General features: G+C 61.4%; 31 protein-coding genes. 27 read left to right on the plus strand and 4 right to left on the minus strand.

Translation table 11 applies throughout. The annotated features are described in order from the left end of the window. Nucleotides 1-18 precede the first annotated feature (18 nt). The 27 genes from ACV22W_RS10735 (at nt 19) to ACV22W_RS10865 (ending at nt 21,320) form a co-directional block, all read left to right on the plus strand. Nucleotides 19-696, plus strand: a complete 678-nt coding sequence (locus ACV22W_RS10735) for a head decoration protein (RefSeq protein ID WP_060163170.1) — start codon at nt 19-21, stop codon at nt 694-696. Nucleotides 697-777: 81 nt separating this feature from the next. Beyond that, on the plus strand, nt 778-1,848 hold the full coding sequence (locus ACV22W_RS10740) for a major capsid protein (RefSeq protein WP_060163168.1): 1,071 nt from the start codon (nt 778-780) through the stop codon (nt 1,846-1,848). Beyond that, nucleotides 1,848-2,114, plus strand: coding sequence for a hypothetical protein (locus ACV22W_RS10745; protein WP_448019078.1), 267 nt, complete (start codon nt 1,848-1,850; stop codon nt 2,112-2,114). The genes ACV22W_RS10740 and ACV22W_RS10745 overlap by 1 nt, the downstream gene beginning before the upstream one ends. Nucleotide 2,115: 1 nt before the next feature. Then, the gene (locus ACV22W_RS10750; protein ID WP_105825446.1) at nt 2,116-2,439 is read left to right on the plus strand and encodes a head-tail joining protein; all 324 of its coding nucleotides are present in this window, start codon (nt 2,116-2,118) and stop codon (nt 2,437-2,439) included. Beyond that, nucleotides 2,436-2,999: a hypothetical protein gene (locus ACV22W_RS10755; protein WP_448019079.1), complete on the plus strand. Its 564-nt coding sequence runs from the start codon at nt 2,436-2,438 to the stop codon at nt 2,997-2,999. The genes ACV22W_RS10750 and ACV22W_RS10755 overlap by 4 nt, the downstream gene beginning before the upstream one ends. A gap of 9 nt (nt 3,000-3,008) precedes the next feature. Then, nucleotides 3,009-3,209: a DUF2635 domain-containing protein gene (locus ACV22W_RS10760; RefSeq protein WP_060163162.1), complete on the plus strand. Its 201-nt coding sequence runs from the start codon at nt 3,009-3,011 to the stop codon at nt 3,207-3,209. After that, on the plus strand, nt 3,206-4,690 hold the full coding sequence (locus ACV22W_RS10765; protein ID WP_448019080.1) for a phage tail sheath subtilisin-like domain-containing protein: 1,485 nt from the start codon (nt 3,206-3,208) through the stop codon (nt 4,688-4,690). The genes ACV22W_RS10760 and ACV22W_RS10765 overlap by 4 nt, the downstream gene beginning before the upstream one ends. Nucleotides 4,691-4,751: 61 nt before the next feature. Beyond that, complete coding sequence (locus tag ACV22W_RS10770; protein ID WP_301739203.1) at nt 4,752-5,123, plus strand: phage tail tube protein; 372 nt, start codon at nt 4,752-4,754, stop codon at nt 5,121-5,123. A gap of 8 nt (nt 5,124-5,131) precedes the next feature. Then, nucleotides 5,132-5,476, plus strand: a complete 345-nt coding sequence (locus ACV22W_RS10775; protein WP_301739204.1) for a phage tail assembly protein — start codon at nt 5,132-5,134, stop codon at nt 5,474-5,476. Between the two features lie 135 nt (nt 5,477-5,611). Continuing rightward, nucleotides 5,612-7,507 (plus strand): phage tail tip lysozyme, encoded by a 1,896-nt coding sequence (locus ACV22W_RS10780; protein WP_301739207.1) that lies wholly within the window; start codon nt 5,612-5,614, stop codon nt 7,505-7,507. 11 nt (nt 7,508-7,518) lie between these two features. After that, the gene (locus ACV22W_RS10785) at nt 7,519-8,949 is read left to right on the plus strand and encodes a DNA circularization protein (protein ID WP_448019081.1); all 1,431 of its coding nucleotides are present in this window, start codon (nt 7,519-7,521) and stop codon (nt 8,947-8,949) included. Beyond that, complete coding sequence (locus tag ACV22W_RS10790) at nt 8,946-10,100, plus strand: phage baseplate assembly protein (RefSeq protein WP_448019082.1); 1,155 nt, start codon at nt 8,946-8,948, stop codon at nt 10,098-10,100. Before ACV22W_RS10785 ends, ACV22W_RS10790 begins: the two co-directional genes overlap by 4 nt. Before the next feature lie 5 nt (nt 10,101-10,105). Further along, complete coding sequence (locus ACV22W_RS10795; RefSeq protein WP_448019083.1) at nt 10,106-10,720, plus strand: phage baseplate assembly protein V; 615 nt, start codon at nt 10,106-10,108, stop codon at nt 10,718-10,720. A 59-nt stretch (nt 10,721-10,779) separates the two neighbouring features. Then, nucleotides 10,780-11,220 (plus strand): phage GP46 family protein, encoded by a 441-nt coding sequence (locus ACV22W_RS10800; RefSeq protein WP_226186483.1) that lies wholly within the window; start codon nt 10,780-10,782, stop codon nt 11,218-11,220. Continuing rightward, a complete protein-coding gene (locus tag ACV22W_RS10805) occupies nt 11,220-12,380 on the plus strand; it encodes a baseplate J/gp47 family protein (RefSeq protein WP_448019084.1) in 1,161 nt (386 codons plus the stop codon). The genes ACV22W_RS10800 and ACV22W_RS10805 overlap by 1 nt, the downstream gene beginning before the upstream one ends. A 42-nt stretch (nt 12,381-12,422) precedes the next feature. Continuing rightward, on the plus strand, nt 12,423-13,061 hold the full coding sequence (locus tag ACV22W_RS10810; RefSeq protein WP_448019085.1) for a YmfQ family protein: 639 nt from the start codon (nt 12,423-12,425) through the stop codon (nt 13,059-13,061). Nucleotides 13,062-13,075: 14 nt separating this feature from the next. Next, on the plus strand, nt 13,076-13,729 hold the full coding sequence (locus tag ACV22W_RS10815) for a C1q-like domain-containing protein (protein WP_448019086.1): 654 nt from the start codon (nt 13,076-13,078) through the stop codon (nt 13,727-13,729). Nucleotides 13,730-13,820: 91 nt separating this feature from the next. After that, nucleotides 13,821-15,473 carry a hypothetical protein gene (locus tag ACV22W_RS10820; protein WP_448019088.1) on the plus strand — a complete coding sequence of 551 codons (1,653 nt, stop codon included), beginning with the start codon at nt 13,821-13,823 and terminating at the stop codon, nt 15,471-15,473. Nucleotides 15,474-15,481: 8 nt separating this feature from the next. Further along, complete coding sequence (locus tag ACV22W_RS10825; protein WP_406806013.1) at nt 15,482-16,693, plus strand: hypothetical protein; 1,212 nt, start codon at nt 15,482-15,484, stop codon at nt 16,691-16,693. 69 nt (nt 16,694-16,762) lie between these two features. Further along, nucleotides 16,763-17,533, plus strand: a complete 771-nt coding sequence (locus ACV22W_RS10830; RefSeq protein ID WP_406806014.1) for a methyltransferase domain-containing protein — start codon at nt 16,763-16,765, stop codon at nt 17,531-17,533. A 93-nt stretch (nt 17,534-17,626) separates the two neighbouring features. Beyond that, a complete protein-coding gene (locus ACV22W_RS10835) occupies nt 17,627-17,809 on the plus strand; it encodes a hypothetical protein (RefSeq protein WP_406806015.1) in 183 nt (60 codons plus the stop codon). Between the two features lie 9 nt (nt 17,810-17,818). Then, on the plus strand, nt 17,819-18,388 hold the full coding sequence (locus ACV22W_RS10840; RefSeq protein WP_448019089.1) for a glycoside hydrolase family 19 protein: 570 nt from the start codon (nt 17,819-17,821) through the stop codon (nt 18,386-18,388). Between the two features lie 37 nt (nt 18,389-18,425). After that, nucleotides 18,426-18,746, plus strand: coding sequence for a hypothetical protein (locus ACV22W_RS10845; protein WP_406806017.1), 321 nt, complete (start codon nt 18,426-18,428; stop codon nt 18,744-18,746). Beyond that, nucleotides 18,743-19,075, plus strand: a complete 333-nt coding sequence (locus ACV22W_RS10850) for a hypothetical protein (RefSeq protein WP_406806018.1) — start codon at nt 18,743-18,745, stop codon at nt 19,073-19,075. Before ACV22W_RS10845 ends, ACV22W_RS10850 begins: the two co-directional genes overlap by 4 nt. A gap of 9 nt (nt 19,076-19,084) precedes the next feature. Beyond that, nucleotides 19,085-19,531 (plus strand): hypothetical protein, encoded by a 447-nt coding sequence (locus tag ACV22W_RS10855; protein WP_406806019.1) that lies wholly within the window; start codon nt 19,085-19,087, stop codon nt 19,529-19,531. Next, complete coding sequence (locus ACV22W_RS10860; RefSeq protein ID WP_406806020.1) at nt 19,528-20,352, plus strand: patatin-like phospholipase family protein; 825 nt, start codon at nt 19,528-19,530, stop codon at nt 20,350-20,352. Before ACV22W_RS10855 ends, ACV22W_RS10860 begins: the two co-directional genes overlap by 4 nt. A gap of 296 nt (nt 20,353-20,648) precedes the next feature. After that, the gene (locus tag ACV22W_RS10865; RefSeq protein ID WP_448019090.1) at nt 20,649-21,320 is read left to right on the plus strand and encodes an SOS response-associated peptidase family protein; all 672 of its coding nucleotides are present in this window, start codon (nt 20,649-20,651) and stop codon (nt 21,318-21,320) included. A 981-nt stretch (nt 21,321-22,301) separates the two neighbouring features. On the opposite strand, the gene ACV22W_RS10870 is transcribed toward ACV22W_RS10865, so the two are convergent. The 4 genes from ACV22W_RS10870 to ACV22W_RS10885 all read right to left on the minus strand — a co-directional run bounded on the left by ACV22W_RS10870 (nt 22,302) and on the right by ACV22W_RS10885 (nt 23,784). Beyond that, nucleotides 22,302-22,556 carry a hypothetical protein gene (locus ACV22W_RS10870; RefSeq protein ID WP_448019092.1) on the minus strand — a complete coding sequence of 85 codons (255 nt, stop codon included), beginning with the start codon at nt 22,554-22,556 and terminating at the stop codon, nt 22,302-22,304. Then, nucleotides 22,541-22,825, minus strand: coding sequence for a hypothetical protein (locus tag ACV22W_RS10875; protein ID WP_448019093.1), 285 nt, complete (start codon nt 22,823-22,825; stop codon nt 22,541-22,543). The genes ACV22W_RS10870 and ACV22W_RS10875 overlap by 16 nt, the downstream gene beginning before the upstream one ends. 5 nt (nt 22,826-22,830) lie before the next feature. Further along, a complete protein-coding gene (locus tag ACV22W_RS10880; protein WP_448019094.1) occupies nt 22,831-23,091 on the minus strand; it encodes a hypothetical protein in 261 nt (86 codons plus the stop codon). 267 nt (nt 23,092-23,358) lie between these two features. Continuing rightward, a complete protein-coding gene (locus tag ACV22W_RS10885; protein WP_448019095.1) occupies nt 23,359-23,784 on the minus strand; it encodes a hypothetical protein in 426 nt (141 codons plus the stop codon). Nucleotide 23,785: the final 1 nt, after the last annotated feature.

Genomic DNA, 23,785 nt, shown 5'->3' on the forward strand with positions numbered 1-23,785 from the left:
CACGAGTAAGGAGAAGTCATGACGCTTCCCGTCAACACGATCGGCGATAACCCGCAGCAGCCGGGTATCCAGGCCGAAACCTACATTCCCGATCAGCTGATCGCGGGCGCGCTGCAAATCGTCTCGCAGCCGATCATCCTGGCTTCCGGCACGCTGCCGCGCGGCTCGGTGCTTGGCATGGTGAGTTCGCTGAACGCGATCGCCGAGCCGGGCGCCTCGAACACCGGCAATGGCACGATCGGCAGCGTCAGCGCAAACGGCGCGCTGGCCGGTGCCTACGTGCTCACGGCCACCGCAGCAACGACGTTCTCGGTGACCGACCCGGAGGGCAATGCGCTGCCGCCGGCTACCGTCGGGACCGCGTATTCGCAATCCGGTATCGGCTTCACGCTGACGGCTGGTGCGACGGCCTTCGTGGCTGGCGACACGTTCACGGTCGAAATCGAGGATGCGGTCGGTACCTACAAGCTGTCGGTGAAGACGGCGTCGGACGGCAGCCAGGTCCCGTCGGCCATTCTGGCAGACTACGCCGACGCGAGCGCCGGGCCCGTGACGGCCGGCGCGTACGTCGCCGCCGAAGTCAATGCGCGTGCGCTGAATTTCGATCCGTCGTGGGACATCGCCTCGCTGCGTGCAGCGCTGCGGCAATACACGATTTTCGTCAAGTCCTCGGTCTCCGCTGCCGACCCGACTTAAACCCGACTCCGCTTCGAGAAACCCCGCTTCGGCGGGGTTTTTTGTTTTCAGCGGGCCAATTCGTATCAAGGAGATTGAGGGATGACCACGCCCCAAGGATCGTTGGTGTACGACACCAACACGCTGATTCAGGTGGTTCCGAACCTGAAGCTGGCGCAGCAGTTCCTGCTCGACAAATTCTTCCCGAACGTCGTCATGGCGGACTCGGAGAAGGTTTCGATCGACGTCGATGTCGGTCTGCGCCGGATGGCGCCGTTCGTTTCGCCGCTGGTCGAAGGCAAGCTCGTCGAGCAACGCCGTTACCAGACGAACGAGTTCAAGCCGGCTTACATCAAGGACAAGCGCGCGCCGGATCTGCGCAAGCCCGTGCGTCGGATGATCGGCGAGCGCATCGGCGGCGACCTGAAAGGCATCCAGCGCGAGATGGCGAACCTCGAAGCCGAAATGACGGATCAAGTCGACGTGCTCAATCGTCGTCTCGAATGGATGGCCGCGAATGCCTTGCGCAAAGCGATCGTCCGTATCGAAGGCGAAGGCTTCGAGACCGTCGACATCGATTTTGGCCGGGATCCGTCGTTGACGGTCGCGCTCACCGGCGCCCAGAAATGGACCGAGGCGAACGTGGCGGCCGGGACGGCGACGCCGTGCGACAACATCGAGGCCTGGCAGCATCAGATCCTGAAGAAGTCCGGCGCCAAGGTGACGGACATCGTCTTCACCACGTCGGCGTGGACCGGCTTCAGCGCAGATCCGAAGCTCAAGGGCGCGATCCTCTATCCGGCTCTGGCGCAAAGCGGGAACGTGATCAATCCCGGCGCACAGATCGAGCAGGGCGCGGTTTACAAGGGCAAGTGGGGCCAGTATGACCTGTGGGTCTATAACGACTGGTTCATCGACGAGAACGGCGTCGAGCGTCCGATGATCCCCGACGGCGAGATCGCGATGAGCGGCCCGAATCTGATGGGCACGCGCGCGTTCGGTCAGATCATGGATCCGGCCTTCAACTACGAAGCGCTGCCGTATGCGCCGAAGACCTGGGTCAAGGAAGACCCGGCGCAACGCTTCCTGATGATGCAATCGTCGCCGATCGTGATCCCGAGCCGGGTGAACGCAAGCTTCGGCGCGAGCGTCTGCGATCCGGTGCTCGAGTAATGTCGACGCCGAATGGGCCCGAGGCCGGCGGGAAACCGCCCCGCACCGTAACCGCTGTCGTGGCTCGCGGCCATACGGTGATGAATGGCGACGGCAAGCCCGTCGCAGCTGGCGGCGAGGTCGTGCTGCCTGCGTCTGAGGCCGCTCGACTGCGAAAAACCGGATTCCTAGTTGATCCGAAAGGGCCGGAAGTGCCGCGCAACGATGGCGACACGGTCGGCCCGCGCGTCGTGACGAAATCGACCGTCCAGATCAAGCGAGGCTGACGTGTACGACTTCGACCAGCTGAATGCCTCGATCAACGGCGTGTTCGGCGAGTCGGTGTCGTACCAGCCGGCCGCCGGCGGCGCGCCCTTTTCCGTCACCGGAGTCGTCGTCGATTCGTTCCGAACGCCTTACTACAAGGACGACGGCTCGGTCGGGTACACGACCACGGCGCCGGCGATCGGCGTGCGGCTCGCTGATTTCCCCGCGAAACCTGTGAAGAACGATGTGCTGACGCGACTGAAGACGGGTGACCGTTTCATGGTGCTCGACGTCCACAGCGACGGCATCGGCTGGCTGAACCTGATCCTCAAGGTTGCGAAATGACCACGAAAACCGATTTGCTCGCGGCCGCGATGCAGGGGTTGATCGGGCAGACGGACGCCGGCGCGCGAGTGTACGGCGCGCGCGACGCGTCGACGTGGGACGACGAATATCCGGTGCTGTTCGTATCGATGCCGCTCGACGAGGACGGAGAGTCGTTCGGGCGCAACGGCGCGCCGGCCTTCACCGTGACCTGCAGCCTGATCGTCGAAGCGCGCGCGAGCGCGTTGGCGACCCCGGATGACGGCGGCGCGCTGGATCTCGTCGGCCAGCTCGAGGCACTGCGCGACCAGGTCAAGCGCGCGGTCATCAATTACGGCCCGCTGATGAGCCAGATCCAGCAATACGCGTTCTTCAAGGTCCGAGGCAAGCCGGGCCCCGGTGACGCGGGCGAGCACGTCGGTGGTGTCGAGATCGAGATCGGCCTCGAGTTCGTGCAGGACGCGAGCGACTTCCGGCAATCCAACTCACCGTCTCTCGAGGCTATCGGCGGTTCGATCATGATGCCCGAGGGCACCGTGCAGCCGACGTTTTCGATTCCGTTTCCACCATCCATTTCGTAGGAGCGCCGAATGCGCGTGAAACCTGCCCCGGGTCTGAAAGTGCGTGACCCGCATACGAAAAAGCTTCTGCCGGACGACGGCATCGACGTGCCCGACGACAGCCCTGTCTGGAACAGGATCCTCAACGACGGCGATGTCGTGCGCGTCGAGCAGCCGGCGACGGCCAAGCTGACCAGCGCCCGCGCTGCAACCGAAGGTGAAAATGCATGAGCACGATTCCGTTCCGGGTCATCCCGCAAAACTACCGTCTGCCGGGCGCGCTGTTCGAGCTGGACAATTCGCAGGCGAACACCGGCGCAACGACGCAGCGCGCGCTGATCATCGGCCAGATTACGGCGGCCGGCACCGCGACGCCGAACGTGCCCGTCATCTGCGGCGGTAAAGGCGACGCACAAGCAAAGGGCGGTGTGAACTCGATGCTGGCGAACATGGTCGCCAAGTATCGACTCAACGATACGTTCGGCGAATTGTGGGTCTTGCCGATCGCTGACGCTGCGGGTGCAACGGCTGCCGCTGGCGCCATGACTTTCACCGCGGCGCCCTCGGCAAACGGCACGCTGTCGCTGTACATCGCGGGTGAATTGGTCACGGTGCCGGTGACGGCCGGGCAGGTTGTCGCTGACGTGGCGACGGCGGTGGCTGCCGCCATCAATGCCGTCTCCACGCTCCCGGTTACTGCATCGAGTGAGGCCGGCGTCGTAACCCTCACTGCCGTCCATAAGGGCCTGAGCGGAAACGAGATCGATATTCGCTTCAACTACCGCGGTACCGCGAGCGGAGAAGTGCTGCCGGCCGGACTCGCGTATTCGATTACAGCGATGACGGGCGGCGCGACGAATCCGTCGCTCGCGACCGCGCTCGGCAATCTCGGGACGGAATCGTTCGATTTCATCGTCAATCCGTACAACGATGCCACCTCGCTCGACGCTGTCAAGGCGCTGCTCAACGACCAGAACGGCCGTTGGAGCTATCTCGAGCAGCTCTACGGCCATTCGTTCGGCGGTCTCGCGGCCACGTACTCGCAAGCGACGACGCTCGGCAATACGCGAAACAATCAGCACGAAACCATCCTACCGGCCGACAGCAGCCCGACTCCGTCGTGGCTGTGGGCTTCGGCGCTTGCGGGGCAGGCGGCGGTGAGCGTTCGCGCCGATCCGGGCGTGCCGCTGCAATCGCTGCCGCTCAACGGCGTGTTGCCGCCGGCGGTCGAGAAACGCTGGCAACCGTCGATGCGCAACACGCTGCTGTTCGACGGCATGTCGACGTTCACCGTGGCGAACGACGGCACCGTGATGACCGAGAACATCATCACGACCTACCAGACGAACGCGCAGGGCGTCGACGACGACAGCTATCTCGAAGTCGAAACGATGTACCAGCTGGTGCTGGAAATCCGCACGCTCCTGGCGATGCTTTCGTCGAAATACGCGCGCTGCAAGCTCGCCGACGACGGCTCGCGGCCGGCGGCTGGGTCGAACCTAGTTACGCCGAGCACGATCGCGTCAGACATCATTGCGCTCTATAACGAGCGAGTCGACGCGGGCTACGTGCAGGGTAAAGCGGCCTTCGCGGCAGCACTCGTGGTGCAGAAGAATACGGTCAACCCGAATCGCGTGGACATCCTCTGGCCCGGCGTGCCGGTCAACCAGATGCGTACGTTCGCGACGCTCATTCAGTTCCGCCTGCAGTAACGCTGCTCGACGGTCGGAGATCGCCACCTTCGGGTGGCTTTTTCATTTTTAGGAGAAGCACATGTCGGGTAGTCAACTGCTCGCCGGGATCACCAACGCCAAGATCGACGGCGTTACCTACCAGCTCGAGGGCAAGGCGCGCTACAGCGTTGCCAAGGTGAAGCGAGACTCGCTCCTCGGCCAGGATGGCTGGCACGGCTTCAAGGAAATGCCGCGCGCGGGATCCATCAAGATGTCGCTCCGAGATGCGGGCGGCTTGTCGATCGCCGACTTCAACGCGATGCGCAATTCCACCGTGGTGCTGGAGCTGGCGAACGGCAAGATCGTCACCGGTCGCAACATGGGCACGGTCGAGGCCGAGGAAGTCGACACTGAAGAAGCGACCTTCGAAGTGTCGTTCGAAGGCCCGGAAGTTACCGAACAAACCGCCTGAGGCCAGTGATGGAAGAGAACGAAAAGAAGCCCCGGAAAATCCAGCCGGCGACGATCACGATCGAGCTTTCCGAGCCGATCACGCTGTCCGGGAAGGACAGCGACACGGTCCATACGGAACTGGATCTGCGTGAGCCGAATCTCCGCCAGATCAAAGCGTTCGTGAAGATGGTCCCCACGAAAGGTGCGCTCGAAGCGTTTCAGGTGCTGATCAGCGAGCAATCCGGTATTCCCGTCCTGGGAATCGACAAGATCTCGGCGCGCGATTACTACAAGGCGCAGGAATATCTGTCGTTCTTCCTGTCCCCGCCCGACGAGGACGACCCCGAGGGAAACGAGGGTGGCTCCCAGTAGATTGGGAGCACCGGGTCAAGGTAGTTGAGCGCTCGTGGGGCTGGCAGCCTAGCGAAACGAAAGAGCTGACGTGGAGCGAGGTGTGTGAATACGCCTACCACGATGCGCTGATACAGAAGAAAAAGGAATGAGGCAATGTCCGAAGAATTCGTCATCCGGATCCGGGCAGACGATGCTGCTACGGCCACGGTAAAGAAGATTCAGGCTGCGCTCGGAAAGGTGACGGCGCCGGTCGACAAGGCGCAAAAGCGCTTCGCGAATATCGGTGCTGTCGGCACGCGCAGTTTCGAGAAGTTGACGAAAGGTCTTGAGTCGGCTTCCCGAGCTGCCCATACGCTTGTCGACAAGGTTGTCGAACTGGTGCCGGGGCTTGCCGCGCTCGGCGCGGCCGGGACAGTGGCCGGGATCGTTGGCCTGACGAACCGCTTCGGCAATTTCGGTTTCGCGCTCAACAAATCGTCGAAGTTGCTCGGCATGAATGCTCAGGACCTCGCCGCTTGGCATGTAGCGGCGAAGCGTGCCGGCGTATCCGCCAGTGAATTCGATTCCGCGATTTCGTCGTCACAGATGGCGATTCGCGACGCGGCGAATGGTGCAAATCCGGCCGCTCTCGTGCTGATGCAGAAGATGGGTGTCCAGATCCAGCGCAACAAGGACGGCACCGTCGACTACTACACCACCCAGCAGAAGCTGATGAAGGCGATCGCCGGCCAGCGTAGCGCCGTCACGCAGCGCGCAGCGGCCGACGCCGTCGGCATGGGCGGTTTGCTGCCGATGCTGCAGCAGGGAACGTACAACGAGGACAAAGCCCGAGCAATTCGCAAGGGCCTGGTCCCGACTCCGGATGAAATAGCTCGGGCCACGCAATTTAAGGAGGAAGTCAACGATCTAGAGGACTCGGTGTCGGGCCTGGGGAATTCCATCGGAGCCAGCCTGATTCCGGTTCTCGAACCGGTCGTGAAGCACTTTTCTGCGTGGCTCGACGCCCATCGCGCGGAAATTGCCGACAAGCTTGCCGCTGCGGTTCAGCGCTTCGTCGACTGGATTTCGAAAGTCGATTGGGACGGCGTTTCGAAAAGCGTCAAGAAAATGTGGGACGGCATGGGTGGCATCAAGGGAGCAATGATCGCGATCACGGCACTGTCCTTTGCCGGCCCCATTGCAAGTGTCGCGAGCCTCATTTCGAGCCTTGTGACTCTCACAACGGTGACTGTTCCCGCCGCTGCGGGCGCGCTTGCTGGACTCGCGAGCGCGCCGGTAATGGCCGCGATTCTCGCGTTGCTGCATTCGAAGAACCTCAATGAGGGGGAGGATGCGGAGGTCGCGAAGCATCAGGCAAAAGCCGGCGAGGGATGGGATGGAGATCCGGTCGGTAAACAGCATCGGGCTGTCGCTGAAGCCGCCACGAAAGATCCAAAGACGGCCGCCGCAATGGCGTCACTTCAGGCGATGGGGTGGTCGAAAGCGCAGGCGGCCGGAATGGTCGCCAATCTCTGGATTGAGAGCAATCTCAACCCCGGCGTTGTTGGCGATAACGGTGCTGCTTATGGGATTGGGCAATGGCATTCGGATCGCCAAGCAGATTTCAAGGCGTGGGCGGGACATGACATACGCGGCTCGACCATGGAAGAACAGCTTCGCTTTATGAATCACGAATTGCGAAACGGCAAGTACTGGTCGGCGGGGCAGCGGCTTCATGGAGCGATGAACGCTCAGGATGCGGGGCGTCTGGTTTCCAGGTTCTACGAGCGTCCGAAGAACGTAGAACTGGAAATGGACAAGCGGGGATCGCTCGCGAATGCGCTCGCTGGAGTCATGCCTCCAGAAGTGGCAGCCCCCGATGCAAATGGGACGAATGGTGAGGGGGCGACCGCGGATGCGCATGACGCCCGCGTCAGGGGCATGCAGCAGCAGTCGATGAATATCACCCTGGATATGAAGAATGTTCCCCAAGGTATGCGGGCCGAGGCGAAGACGGCCGACGGGAACTATTTACCAACGCGCGTCGAGTACCGTCTCGACGGAATCTGAGGGGAATCACAGTGGCATCGACAACAACCGACGTCCTGAGCGTTGTCGGAAGTATCGGTGGGCTGGCGTCGGCTGCTGACAACCTCGGTTCACTGCTGACCGGTGACTGGTCTTCGAACCTGAAGCCGGCCAGCTTCGGGGGGGTGCCGTTCGGGGTTTTCGAGATTCGCACTTCAGCCGGCCAGAACAGGTCTGTCCATACTTACCCATTTCGCGACGATGGGTGGGCCGAGCCGCTCGGCAAGAAGCCGCGCGCGTTCGAAGTGATCGGCTTCCTGTTGGATAACGATCTCAAGACGGGCGCCGGTTCGGTGATTGAGCAGCGGGATAACCTGCTGGCTGTATGCGAAGGCCCGGGCACGGCGACGCTCGTGCATCCGACGTTCGGCACGATCGATAGCATCGCTTGCCTCGGCGTTGAAACTGTCGAGCGCGTCGATCTTGGGCCGGTGTTCGAAATTCGCCTGACCCTGATCAAGTCCGGGCCTCGGAAATTCCCGACGACGCAGGTTTCGACGGCCGACGACAGTGCGGATCAAGCGGCCGATTTGAAATCGAAATCGCTGCTCGACTATGCGAATGACATCGCCGCAGACATCCGGAACGGTGCGGCCGTCGTGCAGAAGGCAGTTTCGACGGTGGTTTCCTGGTACCAGCTGGGCGTCACGGCCGTGAACGACGTTAAGCGCGTGATTGGCGCAGTGTCGACCCTATCTGGCAATTTTGGCCGGCTGTTCGGCGGCGGCAATTCCGGCTATTCGGCGAGTAATGCAAAGGCGTCGGTCAGTACCACTGCAGCCGATCTGCTTGCAGCGTCGGCAGCGGGGCGCGCCGCTGTAACGTCCGCCGGTGCGGCGATGCAGGCGGCCGCGGCGAACCCATCAGACAGCGTTACGCTCGGCTCGGCCGTCGATGCGTTCGTCGCCGCAGTCGCCGCATCGGCGAACGATCCCGCAGACGCCGTGCGGCTGGTGAGTGGGCTCGTGGAGTATTCGCCACAAGATGTCGTCGTGCCGGGCCAGATTGGCGCGTCGATGCGTGTCGTACAGGTCGCGACGGCAGCTTTGCTGCGCCGGTACGCATTGGCGCAGCTCGCGATGACGCTTTCTGGTTATCAGCCGTCATCGCAGCAGGATGCAGTGACCGTTCTGTCCGACGCGCTCGATCTGTACGACGCCGAGATTGACGTGGCGGGCGATGCTGGTGACGACGATACGTTTGTCGCGCTGCGAAAGCTGCGGCGAGCTGTCTATGCTGACTTGACTGCGCGTGGTGCCGACCTTGCGCCTCTCGCGACGTTTTCGTTTAACACGACGTTGCCGTCGCTGGTGCTCGCGCGGCGCATCTACAACGACTCGAAGCGCGAGCCGCAGCTGCTGCAGCAAGTTGACCCGATCCACCCCGCTTTTTGTCCGATTTCGTTTCAAGCGCTTGCGAAATGAACGATGACGTCACTCTGAAGGTTGCGACCTGCACGTTCAACCCATCGGCGAAGCTCGGGCAAGAGACCTTCACGACGTCGAATGCTCGTTCGATTGCTGGGTGGACGGATGTCAGCGTCTCGCGCGGCATCGAGCGCTGTCCGTCAAGTTTCGAGGTGAGCTATACGGAACCATATCCGGGCGTTGGCGACATCCTGGCGCAGCCTGGAGACTGGGTGCAGGTCGTGCTCGGCGACGACCTGGTTCTGACCGGATTCGTCGATCGCTACATGCCGTCGTACAGTGGCAATCAGCACACGGTGCGGATCACCGGCCGGAGCAAGTGTCAGGATCTGGTCGACTGCGCAGCATTCATCGACGGCGGCCAGATGCTCAACATGACGGTCGACAAGATCGCTGCAGCGTTGTGCGCACCGTATGGGATAGCGTCGAGCGTGGCAGCTGGTACCGACGTCGGCGCGCCCATCGAGCAGGTCAATGTGATGGTGGGCGAAACGTCGTATGCAGTGCTCGAGTTGCTGTGCCGATTCCGGGGCCTGCTGCTGTACGACATGCCCGATGGCAGCCTGCTATTTGCGTCGGGCGGCCCTACAGCGAACAACAGCAACACGTCGATCGGCATGCGCGTCGCGTCGAGCGGCTTCACGGAAGGAATCAATGTCGCATCTGCGGCGCTGATGATGGCGATGGATGGCCGGTTCTCGCAATATGACGCCGCCTATCAGGGCCTCGATACGCTGCGCGACATCGGCGACGGCGGCAACATCATTGCTCACGTCTACGACGCGACGGTGCCGCGGTTTCGGTACCGCGCGATAATTTCGGAGAACGTGACCGGCGGCAAGGATATTGCCCTTCAGCGTGCGAACTGGGAGATGGCCTATCGGCTCGGACGCTCGTACCAAGTACGACTCGTAACGGATTCCTGGCGTGACTCGGCTGGCTCGTTGTATGAGCCGAATGTGCTCGTTGACATCGACCTCCCGTCGCTGAAGCTGCCGAAGAAGCGTTGGTTGATCTCCGACGTGACCTACAAGAAGGGCGAGCAGGGGACGTCCGCCGAGCTGACTATCATGCCGCCGCAAGCGTTCTATCAAGAGCCGATCATTCTCAATCCAGTCGCCCCGGATTTCAGGCAGGTTGCGCAATGAGAGACATGCTGAATCGCGTTCGTAGCCTGTTCGGGCGCGGTCGGATCACGTTCGTGGACGATTCGGGCCCGGTGCAGATCGTGCAGCTGCGAATGAACGGCCTTGAGGTTCCTGCAGGGCGGTACCGCGTGCCGGAGTTCGGCTTTTCGTCGAACCCGCCGATCGGTTCTGACGGGCTCGCCCTGCATGTCGCCGGTGACAGGTCGGCCGGCGCGGTGGTTGGTACAAATCACCAGCAATCGCGGCCGCGTGGGCTCGAGCCGGGCGAATCGATCCTGTACAGCCAGGATGGGAAGAGCGTCTACCTGAAGAACGGCAGCATCGTCGTAGAGGCGAAAGGTCAGGACGTCGTCGTGAACGACGCGGCGAACGTCACCTGGAATTGCAGTGGAGATTTCAAGATCGTGGCAGGAGGGAAGTTCAGCGTGATTGCGCCTGGCGGGTCCGAGTTCGATACGCCGATGCTTTCGTCGACGGGCGACATGCTGGACAACACCGGCACGAACAGCGAGACGATGAAGGATATGCGCGAGCTGTACGACGCGCACACGCACGACGTGCGGGAAGTTCAGGGCGGCGATGCGACGATCACCTCGCAGCGGCCGAACCAGCAGATGTAGCGCAGCCGCGCGTCGAGACAATCAACCCGCTCCGGCGGGTTTCTTTTTACCTGCATGACATGCCCGACCTGACGCTTTCATGGGATAGCTCGACCAATCACGCCGATTGGGTGCTGGCTGGCGCCGATCTGCTCAGTGGGGACGATCTCGCGAGCGCCGTGATGATCAGCGTCTTCACCGACCGCGAGGCGAGCGCCGATGACGTAATTCCGGATGGTTCGGCAGACCGGCGCGGGTGGTGGGCCGACGACGAGGTGCCGATCGGCTCGCGGATGTGGTTGCTGAAGCGAGCGAAGCAGACCACGCAGACCGCTCAGCGGGCTTACGACTATCTCGCCGAGGCGTTGCAGTGGTTGATCGACGACGGCGTCGCCAGTCGAATCGAGATCACGACGCAATGGGTGCGCCGCGGGGTGCTCGGCGCGCGGGTCGTCGTCATCAAGAACGGCGACGTGCTTCATGACGGTCGATATGTGTGGACCTGGGAAGGAAATAACTGATGCCGTATCTTCGTCCGACACTTTCCGAGCTCAAGGCGCAGGTAGCGGCCGACATCCAGAGCGGTGTGCCGGGAACCGATCCGCTGCTGCGATTTTCGAGCCTCGGTGTTATTGGCCGCGCACTTGGCGGCCTGGCGCAATTGCAGTACGGCTACACCGATTACATTGCGAAGCAGTCGAACCCGTTCACGGCTGAAGACGAGTATCTGGAAGCGTGGGCAGCGCTGAAGGGCGTCTATCGCGAGCCGGCGACGCAGGCCGGTGCTGCGACGCCGGGGCAGATCCAGTTCACGGCCGCCCCAGGTACGGTGAACACGATTCCCGTCGGGGCAGCGGTCAGCCGGAGCGACGGGGTCGGCTATACGACAACGACCGAGGGCGTCGCTGCGAACGGCGTGGTCACGGTAAGCGCCGTGGCGAATGCCGATCCGACCGGTTTAACCGGCGCGTTCGGGAATTGTGCCGTTGGCACGTCGATGACGCTCGGCGTGTCGATCGCCGGCATCAACTCGACTGGCAAGGTATCTGCGGCATTCACCGGCGGCGCCGACATCGAGAAGGACGACAGCCTGCGTTCTCGCATGCTGTTCGCGTTCCGGAATCCCGCGCAGGGTGGCTCAGGATCTGACTACGTCGGCTGGGCGCGCGATGTGCCTGGCGTGACGCGAGCGTGGTGCAATCCGGTCGGCTTCGGGGCAGGCACGGTCGTTGTCTATTCGATGTACGACCAGGCTGAGTCTGGCAACAATGGGTTTCCGGTCGGCTCGGATGGTGTTGCGGCGGGAGAGAGGCGCGGCGTAGCTGCCACCGGCGATCAGCTCACGGTCGCGAACTGGATTTATCAGCTGCAACCGGTTACGGCTCTGGTGTATTCGTGCGCACCGATCGCCGATCCGATCGATTTCACGATCTCCGGCGCGGCTAATTTCACTGCGGCCCAGAAGACTGCTATCGCGACCGCGATCTCGGGGATCTTCATGCTGTACGGGTCGCCCGTCGGCACGGGGAACCAGAATGGTGTGGTCGAGCTGTCCTACATCGATTCGGCGATTGCTGCGATCACCGGCACGCAAGGTTTCGTGATCACGTCTCCGTTGCAGAACATCGTCGGTACCACCGGTCAGCTGCCGGTGCTCGGCAATATCCAATGGCTTCCGTAGATGAGAGCGCCGAACTATTCCGCGTCCGACTTCGAGTCGGCGTTGAACGCGCTGATGCCTCGAGGTTTGGCGTGGCCGCGCGATCCGAAGTCGGTGATGGGGAAAGTGATCGCGTCGTTGTCGCCGGTCTGGTCGCGCCATGTTGCCGCGAACAATTACCTTCTCGTCGACGCGTTTCCCGCCACAACGTTTGAACTGCTTCCCGAGTGGGAGGCGACACTCGGGCTTCCAGATCCATGCGCTGGCCCGGCGCCGACACTGCAGCAAAGACGCGCTCAAGTCGTTGCGCGTCTCGCGAATAGTGGCGGCCAATCGATCGCGTACTTCGTCGATTTCGCAAGGAGTCTCGGCTACAGCGTCACAATCGAGAACAATGCGCCGGCCCGTGCAGGCATATCGCGTTGCGGCGATCCGTGTAATTCCGAGGCGTGGGCGCATGCATGGTTGGTTGTGGTGCCGGCAAACACGATCACACGCGCGCGTGCTGGACAATCTGCGGCCGGCGAGCCGCTCACTACCTGGGGTAATCGCGTCCTCGAGTGTGAATTTAATGCGCTGAGCCCTGCCCATACGATTCTCAAATTCTCATACCAGACGGAAATTTTCGATAACTCCGTAGTAACGCACGACGAATGCCCTGTTGTTCTCGGCGATGGGTCTTCCGTGATTATGGGATCTTAACCCTGAGGTAAAGCATGTATCAGATTGATGCCCCCGGCGCCGCGACTTCTTTGCCGACGCCCGCTCCGGCCGGGACTCCCGGTTTTTTCACCGGTGGCGATCCGGCGACGGGGACGCCCGCGACTATCCTCGACCCGGATTGGTTCAACGCAGTCATGATGGAGTTGATCAATGTCGTTGAAGCGGCCGGTCTTACTCCGACCAAGGGAACGAGCACCCAGGTCTTGCAGGCTTTGCGTGAGTTGTGCCTTCCCCAGACTGCGGTCTCATGTTTCTCTGTTAACCAGCTCACGGCGCAGGCGTTCAGCGCCGGCGTTCCGTCGACCGTTAACTTTCAGGCCAAACAGTTCGACGATCTGAGCGAGTTCAGCCTCGTAAGCGGGTTATTCGTTGCAACAAATCCGGGCTTTTACAGCTTCAATGCGTCGATTCACGGCACGTCCAACGGAACCGCGAATCGGATTCTTGACCTGTATGTGAACAACGTTCCACGTGTGCGCATGCAGGAGGCTGACGGGTCTGTGCTGAGCTCGTCGCTCGCAGGTTCATCGGGGCCCGTGCAGCTTGCTGCTGGTGACAACGTACGCGTCGTCTATTCGACGTCAGTTGCGGACACGCTCGACACTGGCGCCACGCTCACATACTTTTCCGGCGTTCGGGTCAAGTAGCGGCTTTCGTTGACCCCTCGCGTTGAGCCGCCCACTCGGGCGGCTTTTTTGTTTCCGGCGCCAAGCGCCATCGATTTGGATGTGACCTCCCATGACGACGGGTGTTGGCAAACAGCTCAAAGATTTCGACCCAGCGGCGGCCGCATCGGATTCGGACATCTTCTTCTCGGCGCAGGCTGGCCTCGAGAAGAGGATGACCGCTGCGCAGCTGGCGACTTACATGCAGGGTAAGGTCATCCAGAACAAGAACGTTGAGACGTTCATTCCGGGTGATGGCGTGACGCCCGGCACGTTTCTTCCTGGCGGCGCGTCGATCACCCTGGCGAATGGCTATGGTTCGATCAACAACATTGACGTCTTCGCCGAAGGGGCGCCGCAGCTCGACTGCACGCTGACTGGGAATGTGCTCGGCTTTCCGAATGGAGGCATCCCGAACGTTTCGAAGATCACTGTCAAGGGAGCGTTGACGGTGCCGGTTGGCGCGATCGGCGCGGGCGCGGTGGGGGATGAGCAGCTCGCGAACGGATCCCGCATCTTCTACATCAACAAAAACACGCAACTTACGCCTGACTATTACGAGTGCGTCGCAGACTGGAATGGAGTGTCCGGGACCGACAATACATTCAACCTGCAGCGGCTCGTTAATGCTGTTGCTGCGATCGGAGGCGGAGAAATCGATCTCGGCGCCGGCGGATTTTTCGCGTTGAAAAATCTCGTCGTCCCGGATGGTGTCCGGATCTACGGCCGGGGGCGCTATCGCTCGGGGCTGGTGACTCTCAATGTCGCTGGTACTGGCACTCTGAACGGTGGCGTTTTTCAGGTTGGAAACTCGTCGAAGCTCAGTGAAATGACGGTCAGCTCGGCGACGCCGATGACCGGTGGCGCGCTCGTTCTTCTGATGGGCAACCTCGCTGAGATCAGCGACTTCCAGATGACGAACTATTACACCGGCATCATCGCCGGCACTTCCTCGGTGGAAGTCGTCGGGGCCAAAGTAGCTGACGGGAACATGTTTAACCCGTCATTGACACTGGGTGGATGCGCAATCATCGCAGCGAACTTTGGGAACATGCTCATCGCGGACGTTATCGGCGCAGGCCCGGCTTCGGGGATTCAGCCGTTTGGAGGATTGCGCGTCCTAAATGGCGACACTCTATTTTCCACGCGGGTGAACTTCACCAAACACGGCGCAGCACTCCTACTGGATCCTAGTGCCGGGCAGAACATTTTTTCTGCAGTTTTCTCGGACAGTGATTTCGACAGTGCATACGGACAGGCATCCGGTCAGATAGCTCCGGTGGGCGGCGGGGTCTGGGGAGCAAAGTTCTCCAATTGCTGGTTCGGGTTGGGCAATCAGGATGGCCTGCTGATCACCGACGCGGGAGGCGGTACCGTGGACGGTGTCGGTCTTTCGAACTGCGAGTTTCCGAGCAACGGGGCATGCGGGCTCGATGTCTCGGGCCCGAACGTGATGAACGTCGTCGTGAATGGCGGGTGGGCCGCCGGAAACGCGTTGGACGGCTACCGGTTCACCAACGGCACGACGAAGTTTCAGCTGATCGGCGCGCGTGGTGGCCCATGCTCCGGGCGGGGTGCAAATGGCGGATACGGAGCTCGTGTCATCGGCGGCGCGAGCAACGCCTACATGATCACCGACAACAACCTGCTCGGCAACACAACCGGTGCGCTGCTCGACGGCGGAACGGGAAGTAGCAAGCTCGTCAGCAACAACCTCATCTCGTGACATCGCAAATGAAACGATTCCTCATCGCACTTATTGCCGGGGCAATTTCCGTTGCCTCTACCGCCGCGACGTACGTTCCCGTCCAGTTGCTGAATCCGCTCGGGTCAACGAGCGGTCAGGCGATCGTATCGACGGGGGCGTCGTCGTCGCCGGCCTGGTCCTCGATCGTCGATTCGGTTGTGGCCGGCTCCGGGGTCGCTGTCAGCGGCGCCACCGGCAACGTCACCGTATCGGTTGCGACGAATGGTGTTGCGCTCGGCCAGATCGCGCAGCAGGCCGCGAACTCCGTGCTCGCAAATGCGACGAGTTCGACTGGTAACGTGACCGCATTCACGATGCCGAGCTGCAGCAGTTCGGCAAACGCGCTGCAATGGGCGAGCGGCAGCGGATTTGCGTGCAACTCGAGCATCAATGCGGCGAGCCTCGGTGGTACCGCGGCCGCATCCTATGCTCTGCTCGCCTCGCCGTCGCTCACCGGCACGCCGACGGCGCCGACCGCGATCACCGGCACGAACACGACGCAGCTCGCGACGACGGCGTTCGTCAACAGCTCGATCACGGCAGCAACCGGACGCCTGCTGAATGTGCAGGTTTTCAGCACGCCGGGTAGCTACTCCTACACGCAGACCACTGGCACGACGAGGGTCTTGGTGCGTGTGCAGGGCGCTGGTGGGGGTGGAGGCGGCTGTTCTCCGACAAGCTCGTCGCAGGCATCCGTCGGCGGCCCTGGCGCCGCTGGCGGGTATTCCGAAAGCTACATCACCAGCGGGTACAGTGGCGTCACCGTCACGGTAGGGTCCGCTGGTACCGCAGGCGCGGTATCGAGCAATGGCGGTAACGGGGGAGGCTCTTCGTTTGGCTCGCTTGTCACTGCGAATGGCGGGTCGGGCGGCGCAGCTGGTGCCGCGAGCAGCGTCCCGTACTCGGTCGCAGGTTCTGCGGGTGGAAGCGCGTCCGGCGGGAGTATCCTGAATGTCACAGGAGGGGGAAGCTCGCCCACGGCAGTCGCATCGACGGCTATTGTGTCGTCACTTCCGGGGACGTATAGCATCCTCGGAGCCGGCGCGACGGCGCGTGTCACCACCACCACCGTCACGGGGACGGCTGCAACCGGGTATGGCGCGGGCGGCAGTGGGTGCGCAAACGCTGCAAGCCAAGCTTCGGGCAATACCGGCGGCGCGGGCGGCGGCGGAATCGTCGCGGTCTATGAGCTGAATTGAGCATTCAGCGTCCACTCGTTGAGCAAATGGTAATATCGCGCTTCCGAAAAGCTATTTTGGAGGCGCTTCTTGAAAGCCGATTTTCCCTGTCCGGTTTGTGATTCAGCATATACGCTGCACGTCCAGGACGTCATCGGGCGCCGCACCAGAAAAGCTTACCCTCAATGGTTCTGCATGGATTGCCGAAGCTTCTTCCACAGGACGGGATATGTGGAGGACTCGGGGCAGCAGTTCAAAGACTTCGAATTCCTGTTTGCCGATAGGGAAAATCACTACGCGCTGCAGAGCCAGCTGGTGCTAGAGCTCACGACTCTCGTGCCGGGGGTGCAGACGGTTCTGGAGATCGGCCACGGAGCGGGATTTTTCCTCAAGGCCTGCGCCGACTACGGATTGACGGCTACGGGCTTCGAAGTGAATCCGCATTGCCACCAGTTCGCCGTCGAGCACCTCAAGGTAGATAGTCGCCTTGGAATGTTTGATGAGAGTCACGATCAGCGATATGACCTAATTGCAGCGGTTCAGGTGTTCGAGCACCTTGAAATGCCGCGCGAGCTTTTTTCGCTGATGCGGAGGCACCTCAATCGAGACGGTGCAATCTACATCAGCGTTCCGTTTGTTGAACGGAACCAGTGGAAATTCCTCTGGAACGCCGATCGGCTTGACGAAAAGCACCCCGCTGATGTGTTCGCGCATAATGACGTGCATATCACCAACTTCAGCGTTGAGGGCATGAAGCAAATGGGAATGAGTCTGGGTGCGCGAAGTGCCGAGTACTTCATTTCGAAGGATGTGTATAAGAATTCGCCAGGCTCCTATCACGGAGTACTGTTCAGGTTCTAGAAGTATTGAATCAGCGAGAAACCGCCGTCAGGCGGTTTTTTTTCGCCTATAAGCCGAGCCGCCTACGGGCGGTTTTTCATTTCCGGGGGATGAATGAAGAACGATCTCGCGACGAGTGCGGCAAAGGCTGCGCCGGCGGTCGGTGGAAATTTTTGGTTGTGGCTGACGAGCCACGACATCAACTGGTGGGTTGCTGTTGCGACGATCGCATACATCGGGCTGCAGGCGTTCTACCTGATCAGGAACAAGGGAAAGAAAGCCCTGCTTGATACGTGAGGCAACACGATGACACCTGACATTCTCGCGAGCGCGCTACAGATACCGCTCTCTCGCGCGGCGCTTTGGGCCGATCCGCTGTCGGCGGTGATGGCGCTATATGCGATCGACTCGCCCGCGCGGCAGGCTGCCTTTCTCGCCCAGTGCGGGCATGAATCGGGCCGCTTCCAGTGGCTGAGAGAGATCTGGGGGCCGACGCCGACACAGCTCACCTATGAGCCGCCATCCACAAAAGCGACGGCCCTGGGCAATACGCAGCCCGGTGATGGATTCAAGTTTCGCGCTGGCGGCCTGATTGGCATCACCGGTCGCTACAACTTCCGCGTGATGGGCCAGAAGATCTGCGTCGACCTTGAGGCCAACCCGGACCAGATTTCGCAGCCCAGCATCGCAGCCGAAGTTTCGGCGCAATTCTGGGCCGACAACGCGTTGAGTGCTTTCGCCGATGCCGGCGACTTCCTCTCGATCAGCCGTGCCATCAACATCGGCAACCCACGATCGAGGGGCACGCCGAACGGCATGGCCGACCGCCTGGCGCTCTGGGATTCCTGCAGGGCCGCGCTCGGCATCGCAATTTAACCCGCCGCGCCCGCGGCATTTTCAGGAGAAAACCCACATGAACCCGTGGATGAAGTTCATCGCAGCCGTCCTGCTGTTCGGCGCCTGGCTCGCGCTGGTCCTGCTGCATTACGTACCACCCCAGTCGTTGGTGGACGCGATCGGCTATACGCTGGCCGGCCTCGGCGTCTATCACGCCACGGCCGGCTCAGTCGGGCCGATTGTGACCGGACTGACCGGGACGGCAGTACTCGGCGCGACCGAACCGGAGAAGTTTGCATCGCAGCCGGTGACTGGCTCCGTTTCAGCGGACGCAGCAGCGGTGCCGGTATCGGCGTCGCCGATGCCGCAGGCGGCCCCGGCGCCGACGATCCAGTGATCCGCGCGGCGATCGCGCTATCCACGTGTCTGGCGCTCGCTGGCTGCGACTCGCTTCGATATGCGGGCATAGCCCGATACGAGGTATCGCCGCTCGTCGACGCTGCCGGCGCGCCGGCCGGCTGCTGCGTGCTGCGCGTCTGGAACGGTAAGCAGATGGCGACCGTCGAGGCGACGTTTGTGCACCAATCCGACAACAGCTATTCCATCTCGCTCCGCGAAACCGGCGTCGAAGCATTCGCAGGGCAAGCAACCGCCGCGTCCGCGGCATCCGATGTCGTCGGCGCGGCCACGGCCGCCGCAGTGACGGCGCTCAAGACCCTCAAGTAAGGAAATCCCATGAAGCGTTTTTCGATGCTGCTCGCGGCAGGCATTGTCGCGTCCGTTTCCATCCTCGCCGGCTGCAGTTCGGCGCCAGCGCTCACCTTCCCGCAACAGCTCGCGATCGCGTGCGGCGCGGCGAACGGCGAAATTGCCATCCTGAAGGCTGACGGTGTGTTCACCGGCGGCGCGGCCGTCACGCTGAACGACACCGTTCAGCCGGCCATCGCCAAGGCGTGCGCGGTCGGCGCGACCGTCACTACGCCGGACCTGCAGACGATCGTCAACGCCACGTTGCCCGCGATCAAGGCGCTGGTCGACGCGTCGTCGCTCCCGAACAAGGCGGCGGCCGACGCTGCGATCGACACGGCAATCCTCGCGTTCAATGTGGCGATTTCGATGAACCAGGCGGTCGCAGCGCCGCCGGCGGCCGCATCGACGCCGCTCGCGGGGAGCTCGCTGTGAAACCCATCCGCGTCGCGCTCAGCGGCAGCGGCTTTCGCCTCGGCGCGCACCTCGGCGCGCTGCAGGCGATCGAGGAGGCCGGTTATACGATCGTGGAGCTCGCAGGGACGTCTGGCGGCTCCATTATCGCCAGTCTGTATGCGAGCGGCCTGCCGCTCGACGTGATGCGGCAAATGCTCATGGAGGTGGACTGGTCGCGGATGATGAGCTTTTCGCCGTGGACCCTGATTCGTCAGCAGGCTCTGTGCAGCGGAGAAGCCCTGCGCGAGTATCTGACCAGAGTGACCAGCGGCAAGACGTTCGCGGAGCTGGAAATCGACCTGAAGGTAATCGCAACAGATCTTCTCAGCGAGCGTGAATTCCAGTTCTCCCGCACGTCGACGCCCGACGTTCCTATCGCGATGGCAGCGCGCGCGAGCGCATCAATCCCGATTGTGTTCGCTCCGGTTGCGGTGGCGGACGGCTTATTCGTGGACGGAGGCATGTGCGACAACATGCCGGTGAGCGACCTGACGGTCGACGACGTGCCGCGAGTCGGGGTCTTTCTCGAGTCCGACGACTCTCCGCTGCTACCTGGCAGGCATGGATTCACGGCGCTTGCTCCGCGGATGATCGACGTCATGCTCGCCTCAAACGAGAACGCGCGTTTTATGCTCGACCGACTCACCGGTGCAACGTTCGTGCGCGTGCCGACCGGCTATGCCAGTTCGTTCGACCGCCATATGTCCGTCGCGACGCGGCAGCGCCTGTATGACGACGGCTATGCAGCGACGAAGCTAGCCCTCGGCGAGCCGAGCTTCGTCCTGGAGAATCAGGCGTAGTTGGTGAAGGGCCACAAGGTGTCCTCCCACGTCCTCGTTCCAGACCGACTGAACGGTTTTTCGAAGGCCCTCTGCATCTCTGAACTGACGTCGGCATCGGGCGATTTCGAGGATGAGGCGCCGCACTTCGTGGCCGTCCGGGTAGCGGCACCACATTTCACGCAATTCTCGATTGCTTGGCGACTGGAAGGACGGAAGGGGCTGGCGAAGCATGGTCGGCCGCAATAATACTGTATGGGCATACAGTGTAGCGCGAGGTAAGATGGGGTCGTCAAGATCGAAAATTGGGGACGGCGATGTGCACGAACTACGTGGCGCCCGGCGAAGACCCGGGCTTGAGCGAGTTGCGGATCGACAGCTTCGTCGATCTCTATCGGTGGCATCCGTGGAAGCCCGAGATCTACCAGGACTATGACGCGCCGATCGTCGGCTACGTCGACGGGCAGTTCAAGCCGCTGATCGCCGGCTTTGGTTTCTGGCCGCGCGCGCTGCAGAAAGCCAACGTTGAGAAGGCGAAGGAGCAGGGCAAGAAGCCGCCGATCATGCGCAGCACGATGAACGTGCGCGACGACAATCTCGGGAAGTCGCCGTTGTATGCGCCGTCGTGGCGCGCCGGCCGCCGCTGCCTGATTCCCGCGAAGTGGATCTACGAGCCGAACTGGGAGACGGGAAAGCACATCCGATACCGGATCGGCTTGGCCGGCTGGCGGCCGCTGTGCGTCGCGGGTATCTGGCGGACGCTGCAGCGTCCGGATGGCACCGAGCACCACACCATGGCGATGATCACGGTCAACGGCGACGAGCACCCGATCATGAAGCATATGCACCGGCCAGGCGACGAGAAGCGATCGGTCGTGATTCTGCGGCCGGAAGACTGGGAGGAATGGCTGACGACGCCGAACGTCGAGGCCGCGCGCGCGATGCTGCAGCTCTATCCGGCTGATAATATGGCTGCGGAGCCAGACTGATAATTAACACACTAAATTCGTGTGAACCCACCGAGGGAGGCGGGCCCGAATAGACTAGGCGTCGCTACGATAATGCTTTCGGGGGAGGGGTATGAGCAGGGTGCGTGGAAAATCAAGAAGCCGACGTCGCGTCAAGGTAGAGTCATCGCAATACACACCGTCGGAAACAGCGAAGTTGACGGAGGCGAAATCAAAATGGAGTCGCGTTCGGGGGGCTTGGAATATTTGGAATATTTTGTGGGGAGTGGCCGGACCGTGCTCAACGGTAATATCGCTGTTTCTGTACTTTTGGCCGAACGTGGAAATCCAGCCAGGAGTAAATCTAGATCCCGCTCAAGAATTTCAGACGCAGTTTGTATTGGTTAATAAGGGGAATTACCCTATATATAATGTCCACTTCGTGTGTGAGATTGTCGGGGATGCAGTCGCTGTTGACGATCTTCGGACCGATACGAAAGTTCTCGTGCCAATTGCGATTTTGCGAAGCGGTGGCGTCGCGTCGCGAGGATGTTTCACTCAAAGTCGGATGCCCGTGAGCGGTCGTCTTAAGGTTAGTGCTTATTACACTTGGCCGAGCTTCGGTAGAGAACAGGTTCAGTCAGCATATTTCAGAGTTGAGCGCGGGCAATCGGGTAACTTTCTCGTTCCTGATGACGGCGCGGGGCCATCCAATTCTCAAACAATCTTCAAATTTGGCGGTTAAGAAGGCTACGATCGTCCGACCTGGTCGCCAGGCCAGGTAGTCACTATTCGGCTACCGAGTCAGCTCCGCCAGCAGACCGGCGATTGAGCGCGGCTTGAATTTTTCTGGAAGATGGTCCGATTGTGGTACGCCATGCAACGGGGCGCAAGCACGTTAAGTTCCAATATTCTGCGGTAACTTGTTGATTTTATGTGTTAATGTATAAGGATTGTGATTCCTGTCGTCGTGGGTTCGAGTCCCATCAGCCACCCCAAAGAATTCCTAGCGGTATCAAGTAGTTAGAAACGGCACTGTTCAAAAAGACAGTGCCGTTTTTGTTTTGTAATTCCCAAATTGGGCATTACATGCCTCTGCGCTTTACGATTTTCGTCCAGTCGTAGACGCGTGCAGTCGCCGCCGGATTCGCATGCAGATCCGGCAATGCACCGTTCGGCCTTGTAGCGAGTGACGTAATAGGCTCGCAGGTCGTGGAACGTGAACCGCTTCGCCATTACCTGTTCCTTCAGCGCTTCGGTCATCAGCTTCGACCACATCGCCTTGAATCCGCCGGCGTGTAGTGCGTCGCGAAGCGGTTCGAGAACACGTACAGGCAGTCATCCTTCCGCACGGCGCGCAGGCGGCCGATCAACTCCGTCAGCGCCGGCGTGATCTCGATCTGCTCGATCACGTCGCCGCGCTTCTTCCCACGCTGATTCGCGCGCTTGATGCGAATCGTGCCGGCCGCCTCATCGATCTGCGGCCATGCCAGATCGATAAACTCCACCTGCCGATTGCCGGCGAGCGCAGCATATTCGGCAGCCATCCCGATCACGGCCTTTGGCCGCCGAGTGACGCGACCCAGGTGGCGAACGCCTTGAAGTCTTCCGGCTCCGGCGCATCGGTGCGCGGCTGTTCCTCGTTCCATCGAACCTCTCGGCAGGGGTTGTGCTTCGCTTCGCCGCGGTCGATCGCAAGGCCGATCAGGTGGGAGAGCAGGGCCACTTCGCGGTTCGCATGCGCCGGCGCAGTAGCGCGCTCGATGCGCAGGTACTTCGACACATGCGTAGCGTCGATATCGGCGGCGCGCATGAGGGGAGAGATCGGTAATTGCTGTGACACACCATACATTCGCAGTTCGGGTGTGCAAGCGCGAAGTTCGCCTTTCGACCGCTTGCCCTGGTCATGGCCGGCTGCTACCGGATGTGGATTCAACCGGTCGACGCGACTACGGTAGAAGCCGCGAGAGCGGTTGGGGGGTGTTTCAGATGAAGCGGAGGCCCGGGATCTACTACAGTGGCGAGAGCCAAAAGGGCGCCACGCGGGTGGCGCCCTTTCAACATAGAGCTGCCGCCAGCACTACTTTCCTTGCAGCAAGTCCATGAATGGCGGGAAGGTGAGCATCACGCTCAGCGCGAGCAGAATGAACGCGACGAGATTGACGCGCCAGAGCGCAACCGACTTCGCGCCCCACTGGCGGGATAGCACAAACCACGAAAGCAGCCACACGACGATCGCGCTTGTCGTCACGCCGGAAAGCGGCCCGCTGGGCGTGTAGAACGTAAAGAAATGTGCAATCGCTTTTGAAGCATCGCCGGCCAGCGCAAACAACCCGATAGCGAAACAGCCGATGCCGGCTGCAAGGATCGCTGCCGCGGCGGGGCCGTTGACGATGGACTCGTTTGCAATCGCGCTCGGACGCGAACGTTCGGGCGACATATCCTTTTGGCGATTTCGATTGTCGGTCGCGCGTTGTGCAGAGTCACGGGTTTCAGTCGGGTTCATG

It is taken from the genome of Burkholderia sp. AW49-1, assembly GCF_053427845.1.